The organism is Bradyrhizobium sp. LTSP857 (assembly GCF_000938285.1).
Lineage (GTDB): Bacteria > Pseudomonadota > Alphaproteobacteria > Rhizobiales > Xanthobacteraceae > Bradyrhizobium.
In genome coordinates, this window is record NZ_JYMS01000007.1 from 598,613 (window position 1) to 619,317 (window position 20,705).

The window sequence follows — 20,705 nt, forward strand, 5'->3', positions numbered from 1 at the left end:
TTCTCCGGATTGCGCAATCGGGCGCGCGACGCAATGATCATGGGCGCGCCCGGGCGGCGCTGAGGCCGCGGGTTCATTTGTACTAATGTACAAATGATTAGGTCCCGTCAACAAACCAAACCAGTGCTGCCCTGCCTCGGCACCACCGCGGCAGCGACGGCTTCCGGCTCGCGGGCCCATCGGCCGACTGGGCGGATGGTAAAATCTTCCTTAATCGTTTTCAGGCTCATTGGCCCAGAAAAGCAGCATTTTCCGGCCGCTTCTGCCCATAAGTATGCATTAGGTACAAACCACCCTGCCGAATTTCGGTACATTTAACAAAGCTCCTCCCCCGCCGCTTAACAGTTTGTGCAGCCGCGGCTCGCATAGTCAGGGTTAAACTCCTCGGACTTGCCAGGTTCATTCTAGTGACATCCTTTGGACGCGTGATTTCGGTACGCGGGTCGCTCGCCCGGGTTGGGCTTCTGGCGGAAAGCCAGCTGCCGGTTTCAGAGATTCGGGCCACTGTCGGCCGGTTCGTCAGCATCCGCTGCGCCAGCTCGGTCATCGTCGCCATGATCACCGAGGTCTCCTGCGAGAACCTCTCGAGCGCCGACTACATTGCCGTCGCGTCCGTCGACCTGCTCGGCGAAATCCACAATGCCGCCGACAAGGCCAAGTTTCAGCGCGGTGTCACCAACTATCCCACCATCGGCGATTCCGTCGACCTGATCACGAGCCAGGAGCTGCGCACCATCTACGCGCCGACCGGATCGGACCAGATCAATGTCGGCTTCCTCCAGCAGGACCGCTCCGTCATCGCTTACGTCGATATCGAGGAAATGCTCTCCAAGCATTTCGCCGTGCTGGGATCGACTGGCGTCGGCAAATCCACCGGCGTGTCGCTGCTGCTCAATGAGATCCTGAAAGCGCGCCCGAACCTGCGCATCTTCCTGCTCGATGTCCACAACGAATACGGCCGCTGCTTCGGCGATCGCGCGCTGGTGCTCAACCCGCGGAACCTGAAGCTGCCGTTCTGGCTGTTCAATTTCGAGGAAATCGTCGACGTGCTGTTCGGCGGCCGCGCCGGCGTGCCCGAGGAGCTCGATGTCCTCGCCGAGGTGATCCCGATCGCCAAGGGCATCTACACGCAGTATCAGAACACCGATCGCCTCGGCCTGAAGCGCATCGATCCCAAGCAGATCGGCTTCACCGTCGATACGCCGGTGCCGTACCGCCTGGTCGATTTGATCTCGCTGATCGACGAGCGCATGGGCAAGCTGGAAAACCGCTCCTCGCGCATCATCTATCACAAGCTGATCTCGCGCATCGAGGCGGTCCGCAACGACCCGCGCTACGCCTTCATGTTCGACAACGCCAATGTCGGCGGCGACACCATGGCCGAGGTGATCAGCCATCTGTTCCGCCTGCCCGCCAACGGCAAGCCGATGACCGTGATGCAGCTCGCCGGCTTTCCGGCCGAGGTCATCGACTCCGTCGTCTCGGTGCTGTGCCGCATGGCCTTCGACTTCGGCCTATGGAGCGACGGCGTGTCGCCGATGCTGTTCGTCTGCGAAGAAGCCCACCGTTACGCCTCGGCCGACCGCAATGTCGGCTTCGGGCCGACCCGCAAGGCGGTGTCGCGCATCGCCAAGGAAGGCCGCAAATACGGCGTCTATCTCGGCCTCATCACCCAGCGCCCCGCAGAGCTCGACGCCACCATCATCTCCCAGTGCAACACGCTGTTCACGATGCGTCTCGCCAACGAGCGCGACCAGGCGCTGCTGCGCGCCGCGGTGTCGGATGCGGCCGCGAACCTGCTGTCCTTCGTGCCCTCGCTCGGCACCCGCGAGGTGCTGGCGTTCGGCGAAGGCGTAGCACTGCCGACGCGGCTGCGCTTCAAGGAAGTACCGCCGCACCAACTGCCCCGCGGCGAAGCCACCATCAGCAGCGTTCCTTCCGTGACATCGGGTCATGACATGCATTTCGTCGGCGCCGTACTCGAGCGCTGGCGCGGCGCCACCTCACAGCGCGACGTGCCGAACGACCCGGTGTTCTCGCAACCGCCCGCCAAGACGCTCGCCCCCGCCGAAGCCCCGATGCTGCAACCGTCGATGGGGCTCGATCCCGATCGCTTCTCGCTGCTGAAGAAGCCGCTGCGGTAAGGGCTACTTGCTCGCCCAACACTCCGCCGTCATGCCCGCGAAAGCGGGCATCCGGTACGCCGCGGCTTCTCCGTATCCCATCGCTGTCGCTGGAATACTGGATCGCCCGATTAAATCGGGCGATGACACTGAGCGTGTGGCACGTTGAGGCGGTGGCCCGCATCGACTATGGTTGCCGCCCCAAGCCGGAATCCATGCCCATGACAAAGCCCGCCACGCAACGTTTCCCCGTCCCCGCCCTCGACACATTACCGGACGACATCCGCACGCGGCTGCTGGCCGTGCAGGAAAAGAGCGGCTTCGTGCCGAACGTCTTCCTGACGCTGGCCTACCGCCCCGACGAGTTTCGCGCGTTCTTTGCCTATCACGACGCGCTGATGGAAAAGGACGGCGGGCTCACCAAGGCCGAGCGCGAGATGATCGTGGTGGCGACCTCGGCGGCCAATCAGTGCCAGTATTGCGTGATCGCGCATGGCGCGATCCTGCGCATCCGCGCCAAGAACCCACTGATCGCCGACCAGATCGCGGTGAACTACCGCAAGGCCGACATCACTCCGCGGCAAAAAGCGATGCTCGATTTCGCGATGAAGGTCTCCGCGGACGCGCAGCGGATCTCAGAGGAGGATTTTGCGACGCTCGCGCCGCATCGCCTCAGCGACGACGACATCTGGGACATCGCCGCGATCTCGGCCTTCTTCGCGCTGTCGAACCGGCTCGCAAATTTCACCGGCATGCGTCCCAACGACGAGTTCTATCTGATGGGACGCCTGCCGAAGAAGTAAGCGTTGGGCGCGGCAGCGCGCTACGCCGTCACTGCTTCTGCTTCGCCATCAACTCGAGCGCCGGGGCAAAGCGTTCGGCAAACGTGATTGTCCTGGCGTCGCGAACTGCGGCCAGCGAAGCCGAAATGAACGAATGAAACCCAACTGAGACGACCGCAAGCACGGCGGCGGCGAAAGCAAGACGACGCATTGTTCCCTCCTTTGGAGGCTCGGTAGTCGCTTAGAATGGGACGGCTTTGTTTCAGGACGCCTTCATGCCACCCGGAAAATGATTTCGCTCAAGAGACTGTGATTTGCTCCGGTTCGCGAAACCGCGTGCCGCAGTACGGTTTTGGCGGCTCTTGTGCTCCCGGACTAGTCCAAAGCGACGCGTGCTGAGCGCGAACGTCACGCGCGAACAGCGCGACTAACATTAGTCACCATCGTTTTACGCCGAGCGCGCGCCGTGTTGGGAATTTCTCGCGCGCGATCACGATCGAGAATCGCATGACAGCCACGACAGGCAGCTCTTGCGGGAATGCAGTCTCTACGAAGAGCACGCAAATGACCGTCGCCATTCAGAAGCTCAACGGCCTGTGGCACCTCATCGTCGGCTCATGCGAGATCCGGACTCCTTTCCTCGCGACCCAGGATCGCGAGTTGGTCGTGACTTACGCCCGACGCGCCTACCCCGGCGCCAAGATCTTTCAGCGCGACTGATCAAAGCGTTGGCGACTGATGCAGGTAACGATGGTCAAAATCGGCTAGCTCCAGAAATCGGAATTCGTCGAGCACCGTGACCCGGCCGCGCTGCAGCTCAACGATTCCTTCCTCGCGAAGCTGCCTGATCACGCGATTGGCATGGACCGCGGTGATCCCCAGCGCTTCGCCGATCTGCTCCTGGGTCAGCGGCATGTCGAAGCCGGTATCGTCAACGCGCCCGATCAGCCTGAGACGTTCGCGCAACTCGACCATGACGTGCGCGAGCCGTGCCGGCGCGGGACGCTGGCCGACATTGACGATCCATTCGCGGAACATTGCGGAGTCGATCAGCGTGTCCCGCCAGAACATCTCAGCCACAACGGGCCTGCGGTGGTGCAATTTTCGCAGCGTCTCATGGCTGATGAAGCCCAGCGTGCACGGCGTCAGCGTGGAGAGATCATGGTCCATCACGTGCAAGAACAGGCTCATCAGGTCCGGGATTTCGCCAGCAATGTGCAAGGAGAGGATCTGCCGCTTGCCACTCGCGATCGTCTTGGAGCGTGCGCAAAATCCCTCGACGATCAGGCAGCATTCGGTTGCCCGCTCGCCATCGCGCACGACCGGCGTTTCCGCCGGGTACTGTCGCACCGCGATCGGGAGGGCTTCGATTTCTCTGACATCCTCGTCCGAGATACCGGCAGAGATGCGCAAGCGCTTGACCAGCGCAGCGCGGATCGTATCGCTGGGCACGCGAGATCGCTCCGATTGCATGAATTGAGGCCATGGCGGCGTGGCGCCGCTGCAATCAAAACCCGCGATCCGCACCTCCGGTTCCAACAAAAGTTAAGGACGCCGCTCGCATCCGCATGGTTGGTTTGGGCCGGAAAGGCCAAGCCATGATCAAGAAGCGCAACCGCACGCGACCTGTCCTTCCTCTCCAGGAACGGTTGAACAAGTTCACGCAGGAGGCCCGCGCCGCCGCGAAGAAGCTGCCGGCCGGCACGGAGCGCCACACGCTGTTGCAAAAGGCCCGCGACGGCGAAGCCGCCTCCGAGATGGAACGCTGGCTGTCCTCGCATGATCTGCAAAGTCCGAAATGATCGCACCGTAACGGCCGGACGAGGCTTCCTTTACCCGGTGCAAAGCATGTCGCGAGGGATCGGGCGCCCAACGTTCAAAAGTGTACATTAAGCGCGCGAGCGCTCGGCCTAGGCTCACCCACGCTCTTCATCGGGAACGAGACGCCCGCTGAAGGCCGATGCTCCGGTTTGGATTCGCCTCCGTTTCCGGACGCAAAGCGCGGCGGCCCCAGCCCATCACCCTTCCAAGGCTGGGGCCGTCCTCACACCCAGTTCGGCTTAATCGTCCGACGCCGGCCCGCACCAGCCCGGCAGGTAGATCGCGTCCTTGCTCTTGGCTGCCGCCAGCGCCTTCTCCAGCGCCTTGTCGAAATTGGCGTCGATCGCCTTGCGCGACAATTTTCGGCGCAGAAAGTCGGCCCACAGGAATTCGGAGAACGGCGTGGTGTCCTTGGCAAAGCCGCCCATCCGGCGGAGCTCGCCGGCGAGGCTGCGGAACGGATCGTCCTTGAGATCGACGACCGATTTCGGCAGATCGCGGAACGGCCGCCGCTCGCCCTTGGCGTCGTAAGGGTAGACCCAGCGCTTGTTGTCCATCACGCCCCAGAACGCTTCGCGCTCGACCATCCTGAGGTCGCCGACGACGGTCACCAGAACCTCCTTGATGCCTTCGTCGTGCAGCGCGCGGCCGAGATGATGATGGTCGATCACGTAGTAGCGCTCGTCCGGTCCGTGCACGACGGGGATCATGTGGGTGCCGAGCAGGTCGGACTGCTTCTTCTTGCCATGCTCGCGCCAGCGCTTGCGCTTCTCCTTGACCTCGCGCATGCCGACCGTCATCTGCGTCGGCCGGAGCGACAGGATCGGCACCGGATGCACTCTCGGCTCGCGCGCGTTGGTGGTCATGATCGAAGGGCCCTCATCTGGTTGTCCAAGGTTCCCCTATTATGCCATGGGCGTTGCGGCGGCAAAATGCGTTCGCGCGATCACCTCGATCGTTGTTGCAGCGCAACCCGCGCGTCCCTGACACCGGGATGACAACCAGTTCCGCTGGTCGTTCGCTGCGCTGATGAAAGATCATGCGAACGCGCAATGCACGTGCGCGTTGAGAAGATTTCCTGCAACCCCTCTGTCACGTATGCTATTTAAAAATCGCTGCTTCGGAGTGATCCCCGCGCCATGAAATCCCAGCGGCCCATAACCTCGGACGAGGAGCACCGGGTGCTCCAGTTCAGGCCGCGCACCACGCCGTCCCCGGTGGTCCACCGGGGCAGCGGCATCGTGCAACCGCTGCACGCAGCCCCCGAGCCGCTCGACCTGTCGCGCTATGAGCAGCCCCGCGAGGACCCCGACGATTTCCGCCACCGCATGCTCGCCAATATCGCGGCGCTGGCCTTCACCATCGCGCTGACTGCGATCGGGATCTGGCTCGCGGTCAGTATTGCCGACCTGCGCCGGACCCAGGATTGCGTGATGATGGGCCGCCGGGACTGCGTCAAGATCACGACGCCGCATATCTAGGCCGCCCGGCCCCGCGACCGGCATCCCCAGCCCTGTCCCTAGGCCTGTCCGGCTCCATTGAACTCAGGGCGGCGCTCCGATATACGGGCTTCCGACCCGGCCAGAGGGGGGTTTGAGGGCGTCATTCGGGGCGCGATGCCCACCCACCCTGCCACTCTGGAAAATCTGACAAATATCCGCAATATATCAAAGGCTTAGTGATGTCCTCCACATTCGATCAGGTCGCTACGATCATCGCTGAAACCTGCGACATCCCGCGCGACACGATCACGCCGGATAGCCATGCCATCGATGATCTCGGCATCGACAGCCTCGATTTCCTGGACATCGCGTTCGCGATCGACAAGCAGTTCGGCATCAAGCTGCCGCTGGAAAAGTGGACCCAGGAGGTCAACGACGGCAAGGCGACCACCGAGCAGTATTTCGTGCTGAAGAATCTGTGTGCCCGCATCGACGAACTGGTTGCGGCGAAGGGCGCGAGCGCCTAAGCGCGCGGCCATGCAACTCGAATACTTCCACATGATCGATCGCATCGTCGACCTCAACGTCGACGAGAAGAAGATCGTCGTCGAGGCGCAGGTCCCGATGGAGAGCACCGTCTTCGAGGGGCACTTCCCGGGCTATCCGCTGATGCCCGGCGTGCTCCTGATCGAATCGATGGCGCAGGCCTCGGGCTTCCTCCTGCTCGGCGTCCTGAAGTTCGAGCGCATGCCGATTCTCGCCGCGGTGAAGGAAGCCAAAGTGCGCGGCTCGGTGTTCCCCGGCGATCTCATGAGCCTCGAGGCGAGCGTCGTCCACGAGGGCTCGGGCTACGCCATGACCGAGGCCAAGATCAGGGTCGGCGGCAAGCTGCGCGCGAACTCGGCGCTCACCTTCACGCTGATCCCCTTCCCCAATTCGGATATTCGCGGATACATGGACGCGGTCGCCAAGCGCGTCGGCTTTCCGCAACAGGCCGTATCGCCATGACTGACACTGCTTCGAAGCCCGGCCAGACGGAAGTCTGGATCACCGGCATTGGCCTTGCCACCTCGCTCGGCGAGGGGCTGGACGCCAACTGGGCCGCGCTCCAGGAGAAGCGCATCAATGTGGACGAGAAGGGCTTTGCGCCCTACATCGTGCATCCCCTGATGCCGGTCTCCTTCGACAGCCAGATCCCGAAGAAGGGCGACCAGCGCCAGATGGAAGCCTGGCAGCGTATCGGCACCTATGCCGCGGGCCTTGCGCTCGACTCCGCCGGGATCAAGGGCAACAAGGACATTCTGTCGAAGATCGACATGGTGGTCGCCGCCGGCGGCGGCGAGCGCGATCTCAACGTCGACACCGGCGTGCTCACGGCCGAGGCCAAGGGGGCGAACGCGCCCGGCTTCCTCAATGAGCGGCTGATGAGCGATCTGCGGCCGACGCTGTTTTTGGCCCAGCTCTCCAATCTCCTCGCCGGCAACATCGCCATCGTGCACGGCCTTGGCGGCACCTCGCGCACCTTCATGGGCGAGGAAGTCGCGGGCGCCGACGCAGCTCGCATCGCGCTGTCGCGCATCGCCTCGGGCGAGAGCGACATTGCGCTGATCGGCGGCTCGCATAATGGCGAGCGCAAGGACCTTATGGTCCTCTACGAATTCGGCGACTTCAATCTGAAGGACAAGTTCGCCCCCGTCTGGGCGCGCAAGGACCACGCCGGCTTCGCGCTCGGCTCGGCCGGCGCGTTCCTGGTGCTGGAATCGCGGGCGCACGCCGAAGCGCGCGGCGCAAAGCCGTTCGCAAAGCTTTCGAGCGTCGTCGCCGATCTCGCCAGGCGCAAGCAGCCGGGCGACATGGCCGCAACGCTGGAGAAGCTGTGGGCGAAGCTGCCCAAGCGCGAGGGTAAGGGCGCGATCATCACGGGCGCGACCGGCGCCGAGCCCGCGACCTCCGAGGAGCGCGGCTTCCTGAAGAGCCATGCCGACTTCCCGGTGCGATCGACCGGTACCATGTTCGGCCACGCCATGGAGACGCAATTCCCGCTCGGGATGGCGCTCGCGGCGCTCTCGATCTCGCGCGGCGCGCTGTTCCCGCCGAACGATTCGACCGGCACCGAGATTGAAATGCAGGGAGCGCCTACCCAGATCGTAGTGGTGGGAGCCGGACACTGGCGCGGCGAAGGCATGGCGCTGGTCGAGGCGGTTTAGCTAAAGCGCGTTGCGCTTTAGCAGGTTGTCGTTTGAGCATGATCTTGTCGGAAAATCGCGTCATACTTTTCCGGATCATGCTCTAATTCGTTTGGGGGATCCATGACTGCACCACGCGACAAACTCGGACGTCCCGTCGTCGTCGTCACCGGCATGGGCATCATGACCTCGCTCGGCGCCGGCAAGGCCGACAATTGGGCGAAGCTGGTCGCCGGCGAATCCGGCATCCGCACCATCACGCGCTTTCCGGTCGACGGCCTGAGGACAACGATGGCTGGCACGGTCGATTTCGTCAGCGTTGATCCGTTCTCCTCCACCGGACTGTCCGAGCGGATGGCAGAGCTGGTAACAGAGGAAGCGCTGGACCAGGCCGGCATCGGCGCCAAGGGCGACTTCCCCGGTCCCCTCTTCCTTGCGGTTGCACCGGTCGAGGTCGAATGGCCGCAGCGCCGCGAGCTCGGCCGCGCCGTCGGCTCGCCCGACTTCACCTACGACGATTTGCTGCGCATCTCCGGCGGCGGCAAGTACAGCGCCTATCATCACCGCTTCATGTTCGGCTCGGTCGCGGCCTACCTCGCCGAGACCTTCGGCACCAAGGGCTCGCCGATCTCGCTGTCGACGGCCTGCGCCTCGGGCGCAACCTCGATCCAGCTCGGCGTCGAGGCGATCCGCCGCGGCGAGACCGATGCCGCGCTGTGCGTGGCGACCGACGGCACGGTGAATCCGGAAGCGCTGGTGCGCTTCTCGCTGCTGTCGGCGCTGTCGACCCAGAACGATCCGCCGCAGGCCGCCTCCCGCCCCTTCTCCAAGAACCGCGATGGGTTTGTCATGGCCGAAGGCGCCGGCGCCCTCGTGCTGGAGAGCTATGAAGCCGCGACCGCACGCGGCGCAAAGATTCTCGGCGTCATCGCCGGCTGCGGCGAGCTCACCGATTCCTTCCACCGCACCCGCTCTTCGCCCGATGGCAAGCCGATCATCGGTTGCATGAACAAGACTCTGGCCGATGCCGGCATGACGCCGGACCAGATCGACCACATCAACGCGCACGGCACCGCGACGCCCGAAAACGACAAGATGGAGTACAACACGACATCGGCCGTGTTCGGCGATCTCGCGCAGAAGATTCCGGTCACCTCCAACAAGTCGATGGTCGGCCACACCATCTCGGCCGCCGGCGCGGTGGAGGCGATCTTCTCCCTGCTCACACTCGAGCATCAGCGCATTCCGCCGACGATCAACTACGACAATCCGGATCCCACGATCCTGTTCGACGTCGTCGGCAACAAGGCGCGTGACGCCCGCGTCACCGCTGTGATGTCGAATTCGTTCGGCTTCGGCGGCCAGAACGCCTCGCTGATCCTGACCCGCGAACCGGCCTGACCGGACCCATGGCGCTGCTTCCTGCGAGCATCAAGGCCCGCGCGCGGGAGGCCGCCAAATCGCTCAGTGGTGGCCTGATCGGGGCCACGACCGTCGGCATGCTGCGCACCACGCGCTACTTCGATCCGGTCAAGACCGCGGATTTCTTCGCCCGCGTCACCAAGCTGATCGGCCCGCGCCTGCGCGAGCACCGCATCGGCCGCGCCAATCTCACGGCTGCATTTCCGGAAAAGTCGCCGGAGGAGATCGAGCAGATCCTGATGGGCGTGTGGGACAATCTCGGCCGCGTCGGCGGCGAATTCGCCCATATGGACCATGTCTGGGATTATGACCGCGACCATCCGGAGAATAGCCGGATCACATTGTCAGCGCGCAGCATCGAGCTGTTCGACCACATCCGGGACGACGGCAAGCCGGCGCTGATCTTCGCTGCGCACCTTTCCAATTGGGAACTGCCGGCGCTCGCCGCCGTCGCACATGGGCTCGACACCGCGATCCTCTATCGCCGGCCGAACATCGCCTCAGCCGACCGCATCATCCAGGAGATGCGCCAGGTCAACATGGGCACGCTGATTCCGGCGGGCCGCGACGCGCCGCTGCGGCTCGCGCAGGCGCTGAAGGACGGCAAGCACGTCGCCATGCTGATCGACCAGTATCTGACGGGCGGCGTCGAGGTCACCTTCTTCGGCCGCAAGACCCGCGCCAATCCGATGCTTGCGCGCCTGCTCCGCCAGGTCGAATGCCCGATCCACGGCGTGCGCATCATCCGCCAGCCCGGCGGCCGCTTCGAAGCAGAGCTGACGGAAGAGGTCCCGCCGGTGCGTGACGCCGACGGCAAGATCGACATCCAGGGCACGACGCAGGCGATCACCAACGTCGTGGAAGGCTGGGTGCGCGAGCATCCGGAGCAGTGGTTGTGGCTGCATCGAAGGTGGCGGTAAGCGCTTCGGTGCGCGGGCCGTCGCTAATCCAGTTTCAAGTGGTAACGCGTATGCCGAAGCTCACCCGTTCTGGTCAGCGCGCCTTTCGCGACCAAATCTTGAAGGTCACGTGTCACCGTCGCGCGGGAAGCCTTCGTGATGCTGATGTAGTTTTCAGCGCTTAGGCCGCCCTTGAAGCCATCGATGCCCTCCTTGAATATGCGGGCGATGGCCTTCTCCTGGCGGGCGTTGAATTGCCCGCGCAGACGCTCATAGAACTTCGTCTTCGCGATATAGAAGTCGACTCGCTTGTTGGTGTTTTCCTGCGCTTCGAGAACGGTGTTGCCGAAGTACAGCAGCCAATTCGTTACCTCCATACTCTTGTTGTTGTACTCAAGAGCATCGTAGTAAGCCTTCCTCCTACGTTCGATCGTGTAGGCCAAAGCAATTAGCGTTGGCTGGCCCAGATTTTGCGCAAGTGATTTTTCTGCCAGCGCGCGAGCAATCCTGCCATTTCCATCCTCAAAAGGATGAATACTGGCGAAGTAGACATGCGCGATGGCGGAGCGCGTGAGCGCCGGCAACGGGTAAGGCCCCTCGGGTCCAGTGTCGTTGAACCACTGGACGAACGCGGCCATCTCGTTCGCCATGCTCTCGGAAGGCGGTGCCTCAAAGTGAACCTTGCGTTGACCGATGGCCCCGGAGACAACTTGCATGGGTTCGGGATGAGTGCGGTAGGTGCCGATCGTCTTGATGGTTCGGTCCCCACTCATCAACATGCTGTGCCAACCGAACATCGTCTCGTCGTTCAGGGGCTTCGAGAAGTTGAGATACAGGTCGACCATCATTTGCGCGATGCCGCGTTCGGCAGGAGACCCGCCGGCTTGCTGAGCACCGAGGCCGAACTGGTACCGCAACGACGATTGGACGCTGTCACGATCGAGTATCTCGCCCTCAATCTCCGACGTCTTCAGAGCCTCATCGCCAATCAATTCAATACGCAGGTTCTCCCGGTCGCCCTGGCTGACATGTTTGAAGGCGCCGATAAATTCGCCGGAGCGAAGGAGGAATTCGGCCTCGAGCGACTCCAGGGCGGTCGCATCATAGGTAAAATGCGGCCAAGTTGGCTCCTCCCAATTCCAAGCCATGAGTTATAGGGCTCCTTCCTATAGCTCAATATATGCCAAAAATTGAGCTATAGAAAGCTCATCTATAACTCATTTGGCGCGCCTATCCGCCCCTTTATCTATCGCCCCGTCTTCACCTTCGTCCAGAGCCGATTGATGATCCGCTGCGTCGCCGGCTCGCGCGCCGTGATGACGAACAGTTTTGCGAGCGTCGCCTCGTCCGGATAGATGTTCTTGTCGTTGAGTATCTTCGGGTCGACCAGCTTCTGGCTGGCGAGGTTGCCGTTGGCATAGGACAGGAAGTCCGAGTTCTTCGCGGCGACATCCGGACGATAGAGATAGTTGATCAGCTCGTAGGCTTCCTTGACGTTCTTGGCATCCGCGGGGATCGCGAGGTTGTCGAAGAACATCTGCGCGCCCTCCTTCGGGATCGTGTAGCCGATCTCGATGCCACCCTTCGCCTCGGCCGCGCGGGCGCGGGCCTGCATGATGTCGCCGGACCAGCCGACCACGAAGCAGATCTCGCCGGTGGCGAGCGCGCTCAGATATTCGGATGAGTGAAATTTTCGCACGGACGGGCGGACTTTTGCGACGATGTCGGCGGCCTTTTCGAGGTCGGCCTGCTTGGTCGAGTTCGGATCGAGCCCGAGATAGCTCAGTGCCGCCGGAAAGATGTCGTCGGCGGAGTCGAGCATGTGGACGCCGCAGTCTTTGAATTTCGCCAAATTCTCCGGCTTGAAGACGATGTCCCAGCTGTCGATCTTGGCGTCGGGCCCGAGGATCTGCTTCACCTTGGCGACGTTGTAGCCGATGCCCGTCGTGCCCCACATGTAGTTGGCGGCGTAGACATTGCCGGGATCGTAGATGCCGAGGCGATCGGTCACCACGGACCAGGCATTGGAGAGATTTGGCAGCTTCGACTTGTCGAGCTTCTGGAAGATGTTGGCCTTGATCTGGCGCTGGAGGAAATAGGCCGTCGGCACCACGACGTCGTAGCCGGATTTGCCGGCCATCAGGCGCGTCTCCAGCGTCTCGTTGGCGTCGAAGGTGTCGTAGACCACCTTGATGCCGGTCTCCTTCGTGAAGGCCTCAAGGACATCCGGCGCCATATAGTTGGACCAGTTGTAGAAGTTGACGACGCGCTCCTCGGCGGCCGCTCCTTCCGTGATGAACATCAGCGCTGCGGCGATCGCGAGACCAAAGCCAAAACCAGCGCGGCTGACGTTCGTCATCTTCGTCCTACCTCTTGCGTCCGCGCACCGCGTCCGACAGCCGCTCCAGTGCGGTATCGAGCGTCTCGTCCTTCTTGGCAAAGCAGAAGCGGACCACCGATGTCACCGGGTCCTGCTCGTAGAACGCCGAGACCGGGATTGCCGCCACCTTGTAGTCCTTGACGATCCGCCAGCAGAACTCGGCATCGCTCTCGTTGAGCCCGAGCGGCGACAGGTCCACGGTGAGGAAGTAGGTGCCCTGCGACTTCAGCACGGGGAAGCCGAGGCTCTCCAGCCCCTTGGTCAGACGGTCCCTGCTCCGCGTCAGATCCTTGCGCATCGACAGGAAATACTCGTCCGGCTTGCCAAGGCCGTAGGCGACGGCGGCCTGGAGGTTCGGCGCCGTCGTAAAGGTCAGGAACTGGTGCACCTTGGCGGCGACGCGCAGCAGCGGCGGTGCGGCGCAGACGAAGCCGATCTTCCAGCCCGTCAGCGAGAAGATCTTGCCGGCCGAACCGACCTTGATGGTCCGCTCCCGCATACCGGGGATGGTGATCAGCGGGATGTGCTTGTGCTCGTCGAAGGTGACGTGCTCCCAGACCTCGTCGGTGATCGCGATGACATCGAACTTCTGGCAGTAGCGGGCGAGCAGCTCGAGGTCCTCGCGCGGATAGACCACCGCGGAGGGATTCAGGGGATTGTTGAAGAGCACCGCCTTGGTCTTTGAATTGAAGACGCTTTTCAGCATGTCCTCATTCAGTCGCCAGCCCGGCGGCTCGAGCCGCACCAGGCGCGGAATGCCGCCAGCCTGGCGGATGATCGGCAGGTAGGAATCATAGACCGGCTGGAAGCAGACCACTTCGTCGCCGGGCTGAACCACCGACAGGATGGCCGAGGTCAAGGCTTCGGTCCCGCCGGAGGTGACCATCACCTCGCTCATCGGATCGAGCTTGAGCCCGTGCCAGTGGCCGTAATGGGTCGCGATCGCCTGGCGCAGCTCCGGGATCCCCATCATCGACGGATACTGGTTGTAGCCGTTGAGCGAGGCATCAGCCGCGGCGCGGCGGATGTCCTCCGGACCGGGATCGTCGGGGAAGCCCTGGCCGAGATTGATGGCGTTGTTGTCGCGCGCAGCCTGCGACATCGCCTCGAAGATGGTGACGGGAAGGTCAGCGAAGACCTTGTTCAGGAAAGAGCTTTTGGACATCCTGTTAGACATTGGGCCCGATCAGCCGCCGACCTTGCTGGGAAGGCCCGCCGCCTTCCAGCCCAGCATGCCGCCGGCGAGATGCTTGTCGTAAGGCAGGCCCGCCGCCTGCGCGGCGAGCGAGGCCGTCACCGAACGCTTGCCCGAGCGGCAGGCGAACACGACATCTTTGCCTTGCGGATCGGGGATCGCCTTGGGATCGAAGGTCGAGAGCGGCACGACGACGCCGTAGGGATAGGCCTCGGCCTCGACCTCGTTCGGCTCACGGACGTCGACGAGCAGATAGCGCCCTTCGGTGACACCCTTGGCGACCTCGTCCGGGGTCAGATCCTGTACCTGGTTTGTCAAATCATCCTCCAACGTCCGGGCGCCAGCCGGGGCGCCCCGGCCGGCGGCAACCTCGCCTCTCGGCAGGCGAAAATCAAGCGCTACAAAGACTTGAGCGCTACGGCGCAAGTTAAAGCTAAATCGCAGCGACTTGAAGTGCAGCTTTGGGAGCAGCCTAGATCGTGACCTGCGTCCCGACCTCGACGACGCGGCCGCTCGGGATCTGGAAATAGTCGGTGGCGTCGTTGGCGGAGCGGCTGAGCGAGATGAACAGCCGGTCCTGCCAGCGTGGCATGCCGGAATGGGCGGCCGGCTTGAGCGCCCTCCGCGACAGGAAGAACGAGGTCGACATGATGTCGAACTGCCAGCCGAGCTTGCGGGCGATCGCCAGGGCCTTCGGCACGTTAGGCGATTCCATGAAGCCGAACTTCAGCGTCACCTTGGAGAAGGTCGGGCTGATCTGCTCCAGCTTCACCCGCTCGGCCGGATCGATACGCGGAGTCTGCGCGGTCTCGATGGTGAGAATGACATTCTTCTCGTGAAGCACTTTGTAGTGTTTCAGACTATGCATCAGCGCAGTCGGCGCGCTCAGGGGATCGCTGGTCAGGAACACGGCTGTGCCGGGCACGCGCTGCGGCGGACGCTTCTCCAGCATCGCCACGAGGTCGGCGAGCGGGAATTCGAGCTTGCGCGACTTTTCGAACAGCAGCCGGCTGCCGCGCCGCCACGTGTACATCAGAAGGATCATGAAAGAGCCGAGCGCGAGTGGCACCCAGCCACCCTCGAACACCTTGAGCAGGTTGGCGGCCAGGAAGGTCAGGTCGAGGAACAGGAACGGCGCAATCAGAGCTGCAGCCCACAGCGGCGACCACTTCCAGGCCTTCCAGATCACGATGAAGCCCATCATGCCGGTGACGACCATCGTACCAGTGACGGAGATGCCATAGGCCGAGGCCAGCGCACTGGAGGAACGGAACAGCAGCACCATCATGATCACGGCAACCAGCAGCAGCTGGTTGATGCGCGGGATGAAGATCTGGCCGGAATGGGCTTCTGATGTATGGCGAATTTCAAAGCGCGGCAGAAGACCGAGCTGGATCGCCTGACGCGTCAGCGAATAGGCGCCGGTGATGACGGCCTGGCTCGCGATGACGGTGGCGGCGGTCGCCAGCACGACCATGCCGCCGCGGGCCCAGCCTTGCGGGAACAATTGGAAGAACGGACTCTCGATCGCCTGCGGATCGCCGAGGACAAGCGCCCCCTGCCCCAGATAGTTCAGCGCCAGCGACGGCAGCACGATGAACAGCCAGGCGGTCTGGATCGGCCGCTTGCCGAAATGGCCGAGATCGGCATAGAGCGCCTCGGCGCCGGTGACCGCCAGGAACACGGCGCCCAGCGTCACGAAGCCGATGATGCCGTGATGGAGCATGAAGGACACGGCATAGAACGGGTTCAGCGCGAACAGCACCTGCGGTTGCGCGATGATCGGATGGATCGCCGCCACCGCGATCACCGCGAACCAGACGCACATCACGGGTCCGAAGAACGCCGCGACTCGGGCGGTGCCGCGCGATTGCACGGCGAACAGGAACAGCAGGATCAGCACGGTCAGCGGAACGATGTAGGGCTCGAACCGCAGCGTGACGTCCTTCATGCCTTCGAGGGCCGACAGCACCGAGACTGCCGGCGTGATCACAGCATCGCCGTAGAACAGCGCGCCGGAGATGATGCCGAGCAGGACGATGGTCGACCCGCCGGTGCCGACCGCGCGCTGGGCCAGCGCCATCAAGGCGAGTGTACCGCCCTCGCCATTGTTGTCGGCGCGCAGGAGAATCACGACGTATTTGAGCGTCACCACGACGATCAGCGCCCACAGGATCAGGGACACCACACCGAGAACAGCCGCCGGCGTAGGCGTGCCCTCGACGCCGGAGGCCGCCATCACCGCCTCGCGGAACGCGTAGAGCGGGCTGGTGCCGATATCGCCATAGACAACACCGATGCTGCCGAGCGTCAGCGCACCGAAACCGGCGGTGGTGTGGGCGTCGCCATGCCCATTGGCCGCCGCCGTTTCCGGGGCGGGAATTGCTACGTCACTTGTCATGGGAGAGCCTGGTGGCCTCTGAAAAATGCTTCACTGCACAACGGCGGAGGAGCGCGCGGCTTATAGTCCTGCGCTGGTGGCATAGCCTAGCCCGATTCTGGGCCCTCGGCATGCAAATTTGCATGGGTCCGCCGATTGCGTTCAAATAGTGACTTGGGTCCCGACTTCAACCACCCGCCCAGTCGGAATCTGGAAATAGTCGGTGGCATCGTTGGCCGACCGGCTGAGCGCGATGAACAGATGATCCTGCCAGAGCGGCATGCCCGACTGCGCCGACGCCTTCAGCGAGCGCCGCGACACGAAGAACGACGTCGACATGATGTCGAACTGCCAGCCCTGCTTGCGCGCGATCGCCAGCGCCTTGGGGACATTCGGCTGCTCCATGAAGCCGAAGCGCAGGCGGACCTTTAAGAACTTGTCGCTGACCTTCTCCATGCGGAAGCGCTCCGACAGGTCGACCCGCGGCGTGTGCGCGGTCTCGATGGTCAGGACCACATTGTGCTCGTGCAGCACCTTGTTGTGCTTGAGATTGTGCAGCAGCGCGGTCGGCACGAAGGCGGGATCGCTGGTCAGGAACACCGCCGTGCCCTTGACGATGTGCGGCGGCCGTTTCTCCAGGCTGCGGATCAGATCGTCCAGCGGCACCTCGATCCGACGCGTCTTCTGGATCAGGATTCCCGAGCCGCGCCGCCAGGTCCAGATCGTCCCCGCCATCGCAGCTCCAAACAGCAGCGGCACCCAGGCGCCCTCGAGCAGCTTGAGCAGATTGGCGCTGAAGAAGGTCATGTCGACCACGACGAAGGGCAGGATCACGGCCGCCGCCGTCGCGGCGCGCCAGTTCCACAATTTCCAGATCACGATGAAGCCCATGATGCCGTCGGCGACCATGGTGGTGGAGACCGCGATGCCGTAAGCCGACGCCAGATTGCCGGGGGTGTGGAACAACAGCACCAGCAGCATCACGCCGATCAGGAGCAGCCGGTTCACACGCGGCAGATAGATCTGGCCGGCATGGCTTTCGGAGGTGTAGCGCACCTCGAAGCGCGGCAGCAGGCCGAGCTGCACCGCCTGATAGACTAGCGAATACGCGCCGGTGATCACCGCCTGGCTCGCGATCACGGTCGCCGCGGTCGCAAGTCCGACCAGCGGCAACACCCAATGCTCGGGCACCATGCGATAGAAGGAGTGTTCGATCGCGCTGGGATCGGACAGCACCAGCGCACCCTGTCCGAAATAGTTGATCAGCAGCGAGGGAAGCACGAAGAACATCCAGGCCGACTGGATCGGCTTGCGGCCGAAATGGCCGAGATCGGCATAGAGCGCCTCGCCGCCGGTCACCGCCAGGAACACGGCGCCCAGCGTCACGAGGCCGATCGTGCCGTGCGACAGCAGGAATTGCAGCGCGTAATAGGGATTGATCGCAGCCAGCACCGACGGATCGTCGGCGATGTGGACGACGCCCAGCACCGCCAGGACCGTGAACCAGACCACCATCACCGGCCCGAAGGCGGACGCCACCAGCGCCGTCCCCTTGCTCTGCACCGCGAACAGCAGCGCCAGGATGATGACGGTGAGCGGCACGACATAGTGTTCAAAGGCCGGCGTCGCGAGCTTCAGGCCTTCGACTGCCGACAGCACCGAGATCGCCGGCGTGATCATGGAATCGCCGATGAACATGGAGGCGCCAACCACGCCGAGCGCGAGCAGGAACCAGCTTCGCCGCCCGAGCGCACGCTGGCCGAGCGCCATCAGGGAAAGCGTGCCGCCCTCCCCGTTATTGTCGGCGCGCAAGAGCAGCAGGACGTATTTGGCGGTGACGACGATCAGCAGCGCCCACAGGATCAGCGAGAGCACGCCGAGCACCATGATCCGCGTGACCGGCTCGCCATGGGCGGCGCCCCTGACGGCCTCGTGAAACGCGTAGAGCGGCGAGGTACCGATATCGCCGAAAACGACGCCGATGCTCCCGAGCGTAAGAGCCCAAAAACCGGAGGTGACCGGCCCTTCCTGGGTCTCGGTCGATGTGATGCTCGCCGTCATGAAAGGGGAAAACGCTTCGTCCCTGGAATTGATCCGGCGCCTTTTGACGCTTCCGGTGCGCCTGTCAATCGGCACACCACCATAGCAGGCGCCGCGGCAGATGCTGTGACGGCGCGGCCACGTTCGTCGCCATAGCGACGATAGGCCTCAGGTAAAATGGTAGCGCAAGGGATTTATGGCTTCAAGTTCGGCGGCAGCGGCGGATCTTCACGCATCAAGGTGATGGTCACCCGGCGGTTGGCGGCGAGCGAAGGATCGTCCGGAAACAGCGGCTGGGTGTCCGCCTTGCCGGCGACGGCAAAGATATGCGCCGACGGCAGTCCCTCGCGTTCGAGGATCTGGCGCACGGCGTTGGCGCGGTCGGCCGACAGATCGAAGGCGCCGTAGTCGCTGCGGGTCGGCACGAAGCCGGCCGCAGTGTGGCCCGCGATGGAGACGCGCAAGGGGGTCGCCTTCAGCGGGATGGCGAGCTTCTCGATCAGCCGTCGGGTGCGGTCGTAGGGCACCTTGGAGCCGTCGGCAAACATCGAGCGGCCGTCCTGGTCGACGATCTCGAGGTTGAGGCCCTGCTTGGTCTCCTCGAACATGATGTGCTTGGACATCTCGGTCAGTTCCGGCATGTCCTGCAACGCCTGCCGCAGCGAGGCGGCCGCCAGCGCAAAATTGCGGTCGACCTTGATCTTGGCGCCGGACGTCTTGTCGCGATCCTCCTGATCCGGCGTCGGCGTGTTGGAGGACTCCTCAGGCTGGATGTGGTCGACGTTCTTCAGCCGCGCGCGGGTCGGCAGGCCGTCGGATTCGATGATGCCGGCGTAGCGCGCTTCGCTCTGGACACCGAAGGCCTCGCGCATGGAGCCTGCGACGATCTTCAGCTTGTTGGCGTCCTGGGTGGAGAATGCGACCAGCATCACGAAAAACGCCAGCAGCAAGGCCATCAGATCGGCAAACGTCACGAACCAGCCATGGCCGCCGTGTGCTTCTTCGCGTTTTTTCTTTGCCATGGGTCAGATCCCGGCGTCCGGCGTTACGCCGGAACCGGCTCGCCTTCGGCGTGGCGGTGCTTCTCAGGCAAATAGGCCAGCAGCATTTCGCGCACCAAAGTCGGGCTCTTGGAGTCGCGGATCATCAGGATGCCGTCGATGATCAGCGTGCGATTGGTTTCCTCGTCGATCAGCTTGCCATGCAGCTTGTCGGCGATCGGCAGGCAGAGCAGGTTCGCGACCAGCGCACCGTAGAGAGTTGCCAGCAGGGCGGTCGCCATGAACGGGCCGAGCTTCGAGGGATCCGACATGTTCGAAAACATCTGCACCATGCCGATCAGGGTTCCGATCATGCCGAACGCAGGCGCGCAGTCGCCGACGGCGCGGTAAATCTTGCTGCCTTCGTTGAGATGCAACAGGAAATTGTCGCGATCGCGTTCCAGATTGTCCCTGATAAAATCGAGGTCGTAGCCGTCGGCGACGTAGCGGATGCCCTTGGCGAGGAACGGCTCGTCGGTCTCGACCTTTTCTAACCCCACCGGGCCCTGCTTGCGGGCGATCTCGGCGATGCGGGCGAGTTCGTCGACCAGATCGTGCGCCGACAGCCGGCTCATCGTGAAGGCGAATTTGAGGCCGAGCGGCAGGCCGTGCATCAGCGCTGCGAGCGGGAAGCGGATCATGGTCGCTGCGCCCGATCCGCCGAAGATGATGATCATCGCATGCTCGCTGATGAACATGTGCAGATCGCCGCCCAGGAACACCATCGTCGCGACGACGATCATGCCCGCCACGAGGCCGGCGCCCGTCATGATATCCATGGGAGACTCCAACGCGAACGCAACAACGGCCGTCCTGGCCGATGGCGCGGCCCAACCCCGAACCGCATCGGAAACCCTAGTGAGCCGCGATTAAAGACGCGTAAAGGTTAAGTCGAGGCTGTGCGGCACGCCGCCGCTGATCGCGCAGCGATTGCCGTCCAGCGACAGCAATCTCAACACTTCGCTAACTATGATTGCGCCGCCCACATCCGGCCA

The 20,705-nt window shown here is 63.3% G+C and carries 21 protein-coding genes; 10 read left to right on the top strand and 11 right to left on the bottom strand.

The annotated features are described in order from the left end of the window. Window positions 1-407 precede the first annotated feature (407 nt). Both UP06_RS04410 and UP06_RS04415 read left to right on the top strand, forming a co-directional pair. Window positions 408-2,144: an ATP-binding protein gene (locus UP06_RS04410; RefSeq protein ID WP_197087117.1), complete on the top strand. Its 1,737-nt coding sequence runs from the start codon at window positions 408-410 to the stop codon at window positions 2,142-2,144. A 200-nt stretch (window positions 2,145-2,344) separates the two neighbouring features. Then, window positions 2,345-2,926, top strand: coding sequence for a peroxidase-related enzyme (locus UP06_RS04415; protein ID WP_045001161.1), 582 nt, complete (start codon window positions 2,345-2,347; stop codon window positions 2,924-2,926). A 28-nt stretch (window positions 2,927-2,954) separates the two neighbouring features. Here the strand turns inward: UP06_RS04415 and UP06_RS41390 are convergent, their stop codons facing one another. Next, complete coding sequence (locus UP06_RS41390) at window positions 2,955-3,116, bottom strand: hypothetical protein (RefSeq protein ID WP_197087118.1); 162 nt, start codon at window positions 3,114-3,116, stop codon at window positions 2,955-2,957. Between the two features lie 353 nt (window positions 3,117-3,469). On the opposite strand from UP06_RS41390, the gene UP06_RS41395 reads away from it, so the two are divergent. Beyond that, window positions 3,470-3,625, top strand: a complete 156-nt coding sequence (locus UP06_RS41395; RefSeq protein ID WP_197087119.1) for a hypothetical protein — start codon at window positions 3,470-3,472, stop codon at window positions 3,623-3,625. On the opposite strand, the gene UP06_RS04420 is transcribed toward UP06_RS41395, so the two are convergent. Further along, window positions 3,626-4,357, bottom strand: coding sequence for a Crp/Fnr family transcriptional regulator (locus tag UP06_RS04420; protein ID WP_156162754.1), 732 nt, complete (start codon window positions 4,355-4,357; stop codon window positions 3,626-3,628). A 146-nt stretch (window positions 4,358-4,503) separates the two neighbouring features. On the opposite strand from UP06_RS04420, the gene UP06_RS04425 reads away from it, so the two are divergent. Continuing rightward, window positions 4,504-4,707, top strand: a complete 204-nt coding sequence (locus UP06_RS04425) for a hypothetical protein (protein ID WP_045000815.1) — start codon at window positions 4,504-4,506, stop codon at window positions 4,705-4,707. Window positions 4,708-4,965: 258 nt separating this feature from the next. Here the strand turns inward: UP06_RS04425 and UP06_RS04430 are convergent, their stop codons facing one another. Next, window positions 4,966-5,592: a ParB-like protein gene (locus UP06_RS04430; protein ID WP_045000816.1), complete on the bottom strand. Its 627-nt coding sequence runs from the start codon at window positions 5,590-5,592 to the stop codon at window positions 4,966-4,968. 273 nt (window positions 5,593-5,865) lie between these two features. On the opposite strand from UP06_RS04430, the gene UP06_RS04435 reads away from it, so the two are divergent. The 6 genes from UP06_RS04435 (at window position 5,866) to UP06_RS04460 (ending at window position 10,696) form a co-directional block, all read left to right on the top strand. Further along, window positions 5,866-6,207, top strand: a complete 342-nt coding sequence (locus UP06_RS04435; RefSeq protein WP_045000817.1) for a hypothetical protein — start codon at window positions 5,866-5,868, stop codon at window positions 6,205-6,207. Window positions 6,208-6,407: 200 nt separating this feature from the next. Continuing rightward, entirely contained in the window at window positions 6,408-6,695 is a 288-nt protein-coding gene (locus UP06_RS04440; protein WP_007592476.1) for an acyl carrier protein, read from the top strand. A 10-nt stretch (window positions 6,696-6,705) separates the two neighbouring features. Further along, on the top strand, window positions 6,706-7,176 hold the full coding sequence (locus UP06_RS04445) for a 3-hydroxyacyl-ACP dehydratase FabZ family protein (protein WP_045000818.1): 471 nt from the start codon (window positions 6,706-6,708) through the stop codon (window positions 7,174-7,176). Next, on the top strand, window positions 7,173-8,375 hold the full coding sequence (locus UP06_RS04450) for a beta-ketoacyl-ACP synthase (protein WP_045000819.1): 1,203 nt from the start codon (window positions 7,173-7,175) through the stop codon (window positions 8,373-8,375). The genes UP06_RS04445 and UP06_RS04450 overlap by 4 nt, the downstream gene beginning before the upstream one ends. Before the next feature lie 102 nt (window positions 8,376-8,477). Further along, window positions 8,478-9,755 carry a beta-ketoacyl-ACP synthase gene (locus UP06_RS04455; RefSeq protein ID WP_045000820.1) on the top strand — a complete coding sequence of 426 codons (1,278 nt, stop codon included), beginning with the start codon at window positions 8,478-8,480 and terminating at the stop codon, window positions 9,753-9,755. Between the two features lie 8 nt (window positions 9,756-9,763). Then, entirely contained in the window at window positions 9,764-10,696 is a 933-nt protein-coding gene (locus UP06_RS04460; RefSeq protein WP_045000821.1) for a lipid A biosynthesis lauroyl acyltransferase, read from the top strand. Between the two features lie 23 nt (window positions 10,697-10,719). Here the strand turns inward: UP06_RS04460 and UP06_RS04465 are convergent, their stop codons facing one another. The 8 genes from UP06_RS04465 to UP06_RS04500 all read right to left on the bottom strand — a co-directional run bounded on the left by UP06_RS04465 (window position 10,720) and on the right by UP06_RS04500 (window position 20,489). Next, window positions 10,720-11,823, bottom strand: a complete 1,104-nt coding sequence (locus UP06_RS04465; protein WP_045000822.1) for a Fic family protein — start codon at window positions 11,821-11,823, stop codon at window positions 10,720-10,722. A 98-nt stretch (window positions 11,824-11,921) separates the two neighbouring features. Then, window positions 11,922-13,034, bottom strand: a complete 1,113-nt coding sequence (locus tag UP06_RS04470; protein WP_045000823.1) for a polyamine ABC transporter substrate-binding protein — start codon at window positions 13,032-13,034, stop codon at window positions 11,922-11,924. A gap of 7 nt (window positions 13,035-13,041) precedes the next feature. After that, a complete protein-coding gene (locus tag UP06_RS04475) occupies window positions 13,042-14,220 on the bottom strand; it encodes an aminotransferase (RefSeq protein ID WP_045000824.1) in 1,179 nt (392 codons plus the stop codon). 21 nt (window positions 14,221-14,241) lie between these two features. After that, window positions 14,242-14,568: a rhodanese-like domain-containing protein gene (locus tag UP06_RS04480; protein WP_045000825.1), complete on the bottom strand. Its 327-nt coding sequence runs from the start codon at window positions 14,566-14,568 to the stop codon at window positions 14,242-14,244. Window positions 14,569-14,722: 154 nt separating this feature from the next. Continuing rightward, complete coding sequence (locus tag UP06_RS04485) at window positions 14,723-16,651, bottom strand: potassium transporter Kup (RefSeq protein WP_045000826.1); 1,929 nt, start codon at window positions 16,649-16,651, stop codon at window positions 14,723-14,725. A 141-nt stretch (window positions 16,652-16,792) separates the two neighbouring features. Next, window positions 16,793-18,691, bottom strand: coding sequence for a potassium transporter Kup (locus tag UP06_RS04490; RefSeq protein ID WP_045000827.1), 1,899 nt, complete (start codon window positions 18,689-18,691; stop codon window positions 16,793-16,795). Window positions 18,692-18,864: 173 nt separating this feature from the next. After that, window positions 18,865-19,692 carry an OmpA/MotB family protein gene (locus UP06_RS04495; RefSeq protein ID WP_045000828.1) on the bottom strand — a complete coding sequence of 276 codons (828 nt, stop codon included), beginning with the start codon at window positions 19,690-19,692 and terminating at the stop codon, window positions 18,865-18,867. Between the two features lie 23 nt (window positions 19,693-19,715). After that, window positions 19,716-20,489, bottom strand: coding sequence for a motility protein A (locus UP06_RS04500; protein ID WP_045000829.1), 774 nt, complete (start codon window positions 20,487-20,489; stop codon window positions 19,716-19,718). Window positions 20,490-20,705: the final 216 nt, after the last annotated feature.

Coding starts and splice junctions, on each gene's coding strand:
- UP06_RS04490 (WP_045000827.1), bottom strand. CDS start 18,691: ATGACGGCGAGCATCACATCGACCGAGACCCAGGAAGGGCCGGTCACC.
- UP06_RS04435 (WP_045000817.1), top strand. CDS start 5,866: ATGAAATCCCAGCGGCCCATAACCTCGGACGAGGAGCACCGGGTGCTC.
- UP06_RS04500 (WP_045000829.1), bottom strand. CDS start 20,489: ATGGATATCATGACGGGCGCCGGCCTCGTGGCGGGCATGATCGTCGTC.
- UP06_RS04450 (WP_045000819.1), top strand. CDS start 7,173: ATGACTGACACTGCTTCGAAGCCCGGCCAGACGGAAGTCTGGATCACC.
- UP06_RS41390 (WP_197087118.1), bottom strand. CDS start 3,116: ATGCGTCGTCTTGCTTTCGCCGCCGCCGTGCTTGCGGTCGTCTCAGTT.
- UP06_RS04475 (WP_045000824.1), bottom strand. CDS start 14,220: ATGTCCAAAAGCTCTTTCCTGAACAAGGTCTTCGCTGACCTTCCCGTC.
- UP06_RS04445 (WP_045000818.1), top strand. CDS start 6,706: ATGCAACTCGAATACTTCCACATGATCGATCGCATCGTCGACCTCAAC.
- UP06_RS04430 (WP_045000816.1), bottom strand. CDS start 5,592: ATGACCACCAACGCGCGCGAGCCGAGAGTGCATCCGGTGCCGATCCTG.
- UP06_RS04465 (WP_045000822.1), bottom strand. CDS start 11,823: ATGGCTTGGAATTGGGAGGAGCCAACTTGGCCGCATTTTACCTATGAT.
- UP06_RS04485 (WP_045000826.1), bottom strand. CDS start 16,651: ATGACAAGTGACGTAGCAATTCCCGCCCCGGAAACGGCGGCGGCCAAT.
- UP06_RS04415 (WP_045001161.1), top strand. CDS start 2,345: ATGACAAAGCCCGCCACGCAACGTTTCCCCGTCCCCGCCCTCGACACA.
- UP06_RS04440 (WP_007592476.1), top strand. CDS start 6,408: ATGTCCTCCACATTCGATCAGGTCGCTACGATCATCGCTGAAACCTGC.
- UP06_RS04470 (WP_045000823.1), bottom strand. CDS start 13,034: ATGACGAACGTCAGCCGCGCTGGTTTTGGCTTTGGTCTCGCGATCGCC.
- UP06_RS04425 (WP_045000815.1), top strand. CDS start 4,504: ATGATCAAGAAGCGCAACCGCACGCGACCTGTCCTTCCTCTCCAGGAA.
- UP06_RS41395 (WP_197087119.1), top strand. CDS start 3,470: ATGACCGTCGCCATTCAGAAGCTCAACGGCCTGTGGCACCTCATCGTC.
- UP06_RS04495 (WP_045000828.1), bottom strand. CDS start 19,692: ATGGCAAAGAAAAAACGCGAAGAAGCACACGGCGGCCATGGCTGGTTC.
- UP06_RS04455 (WP_045000820.1), top strand. CDS start 8,478: ATGACTGCACCACGCGACAAACTCGGACGTCCCGTCGTCGTCGTCACC.
- UP06_RS04460 (WP_045000821.1), top strand. CDS start 9,764: ATGGCGCTGCTTCCTGCGAGCATCAAGGCCCGCGCGCGGGAGGCCGCC.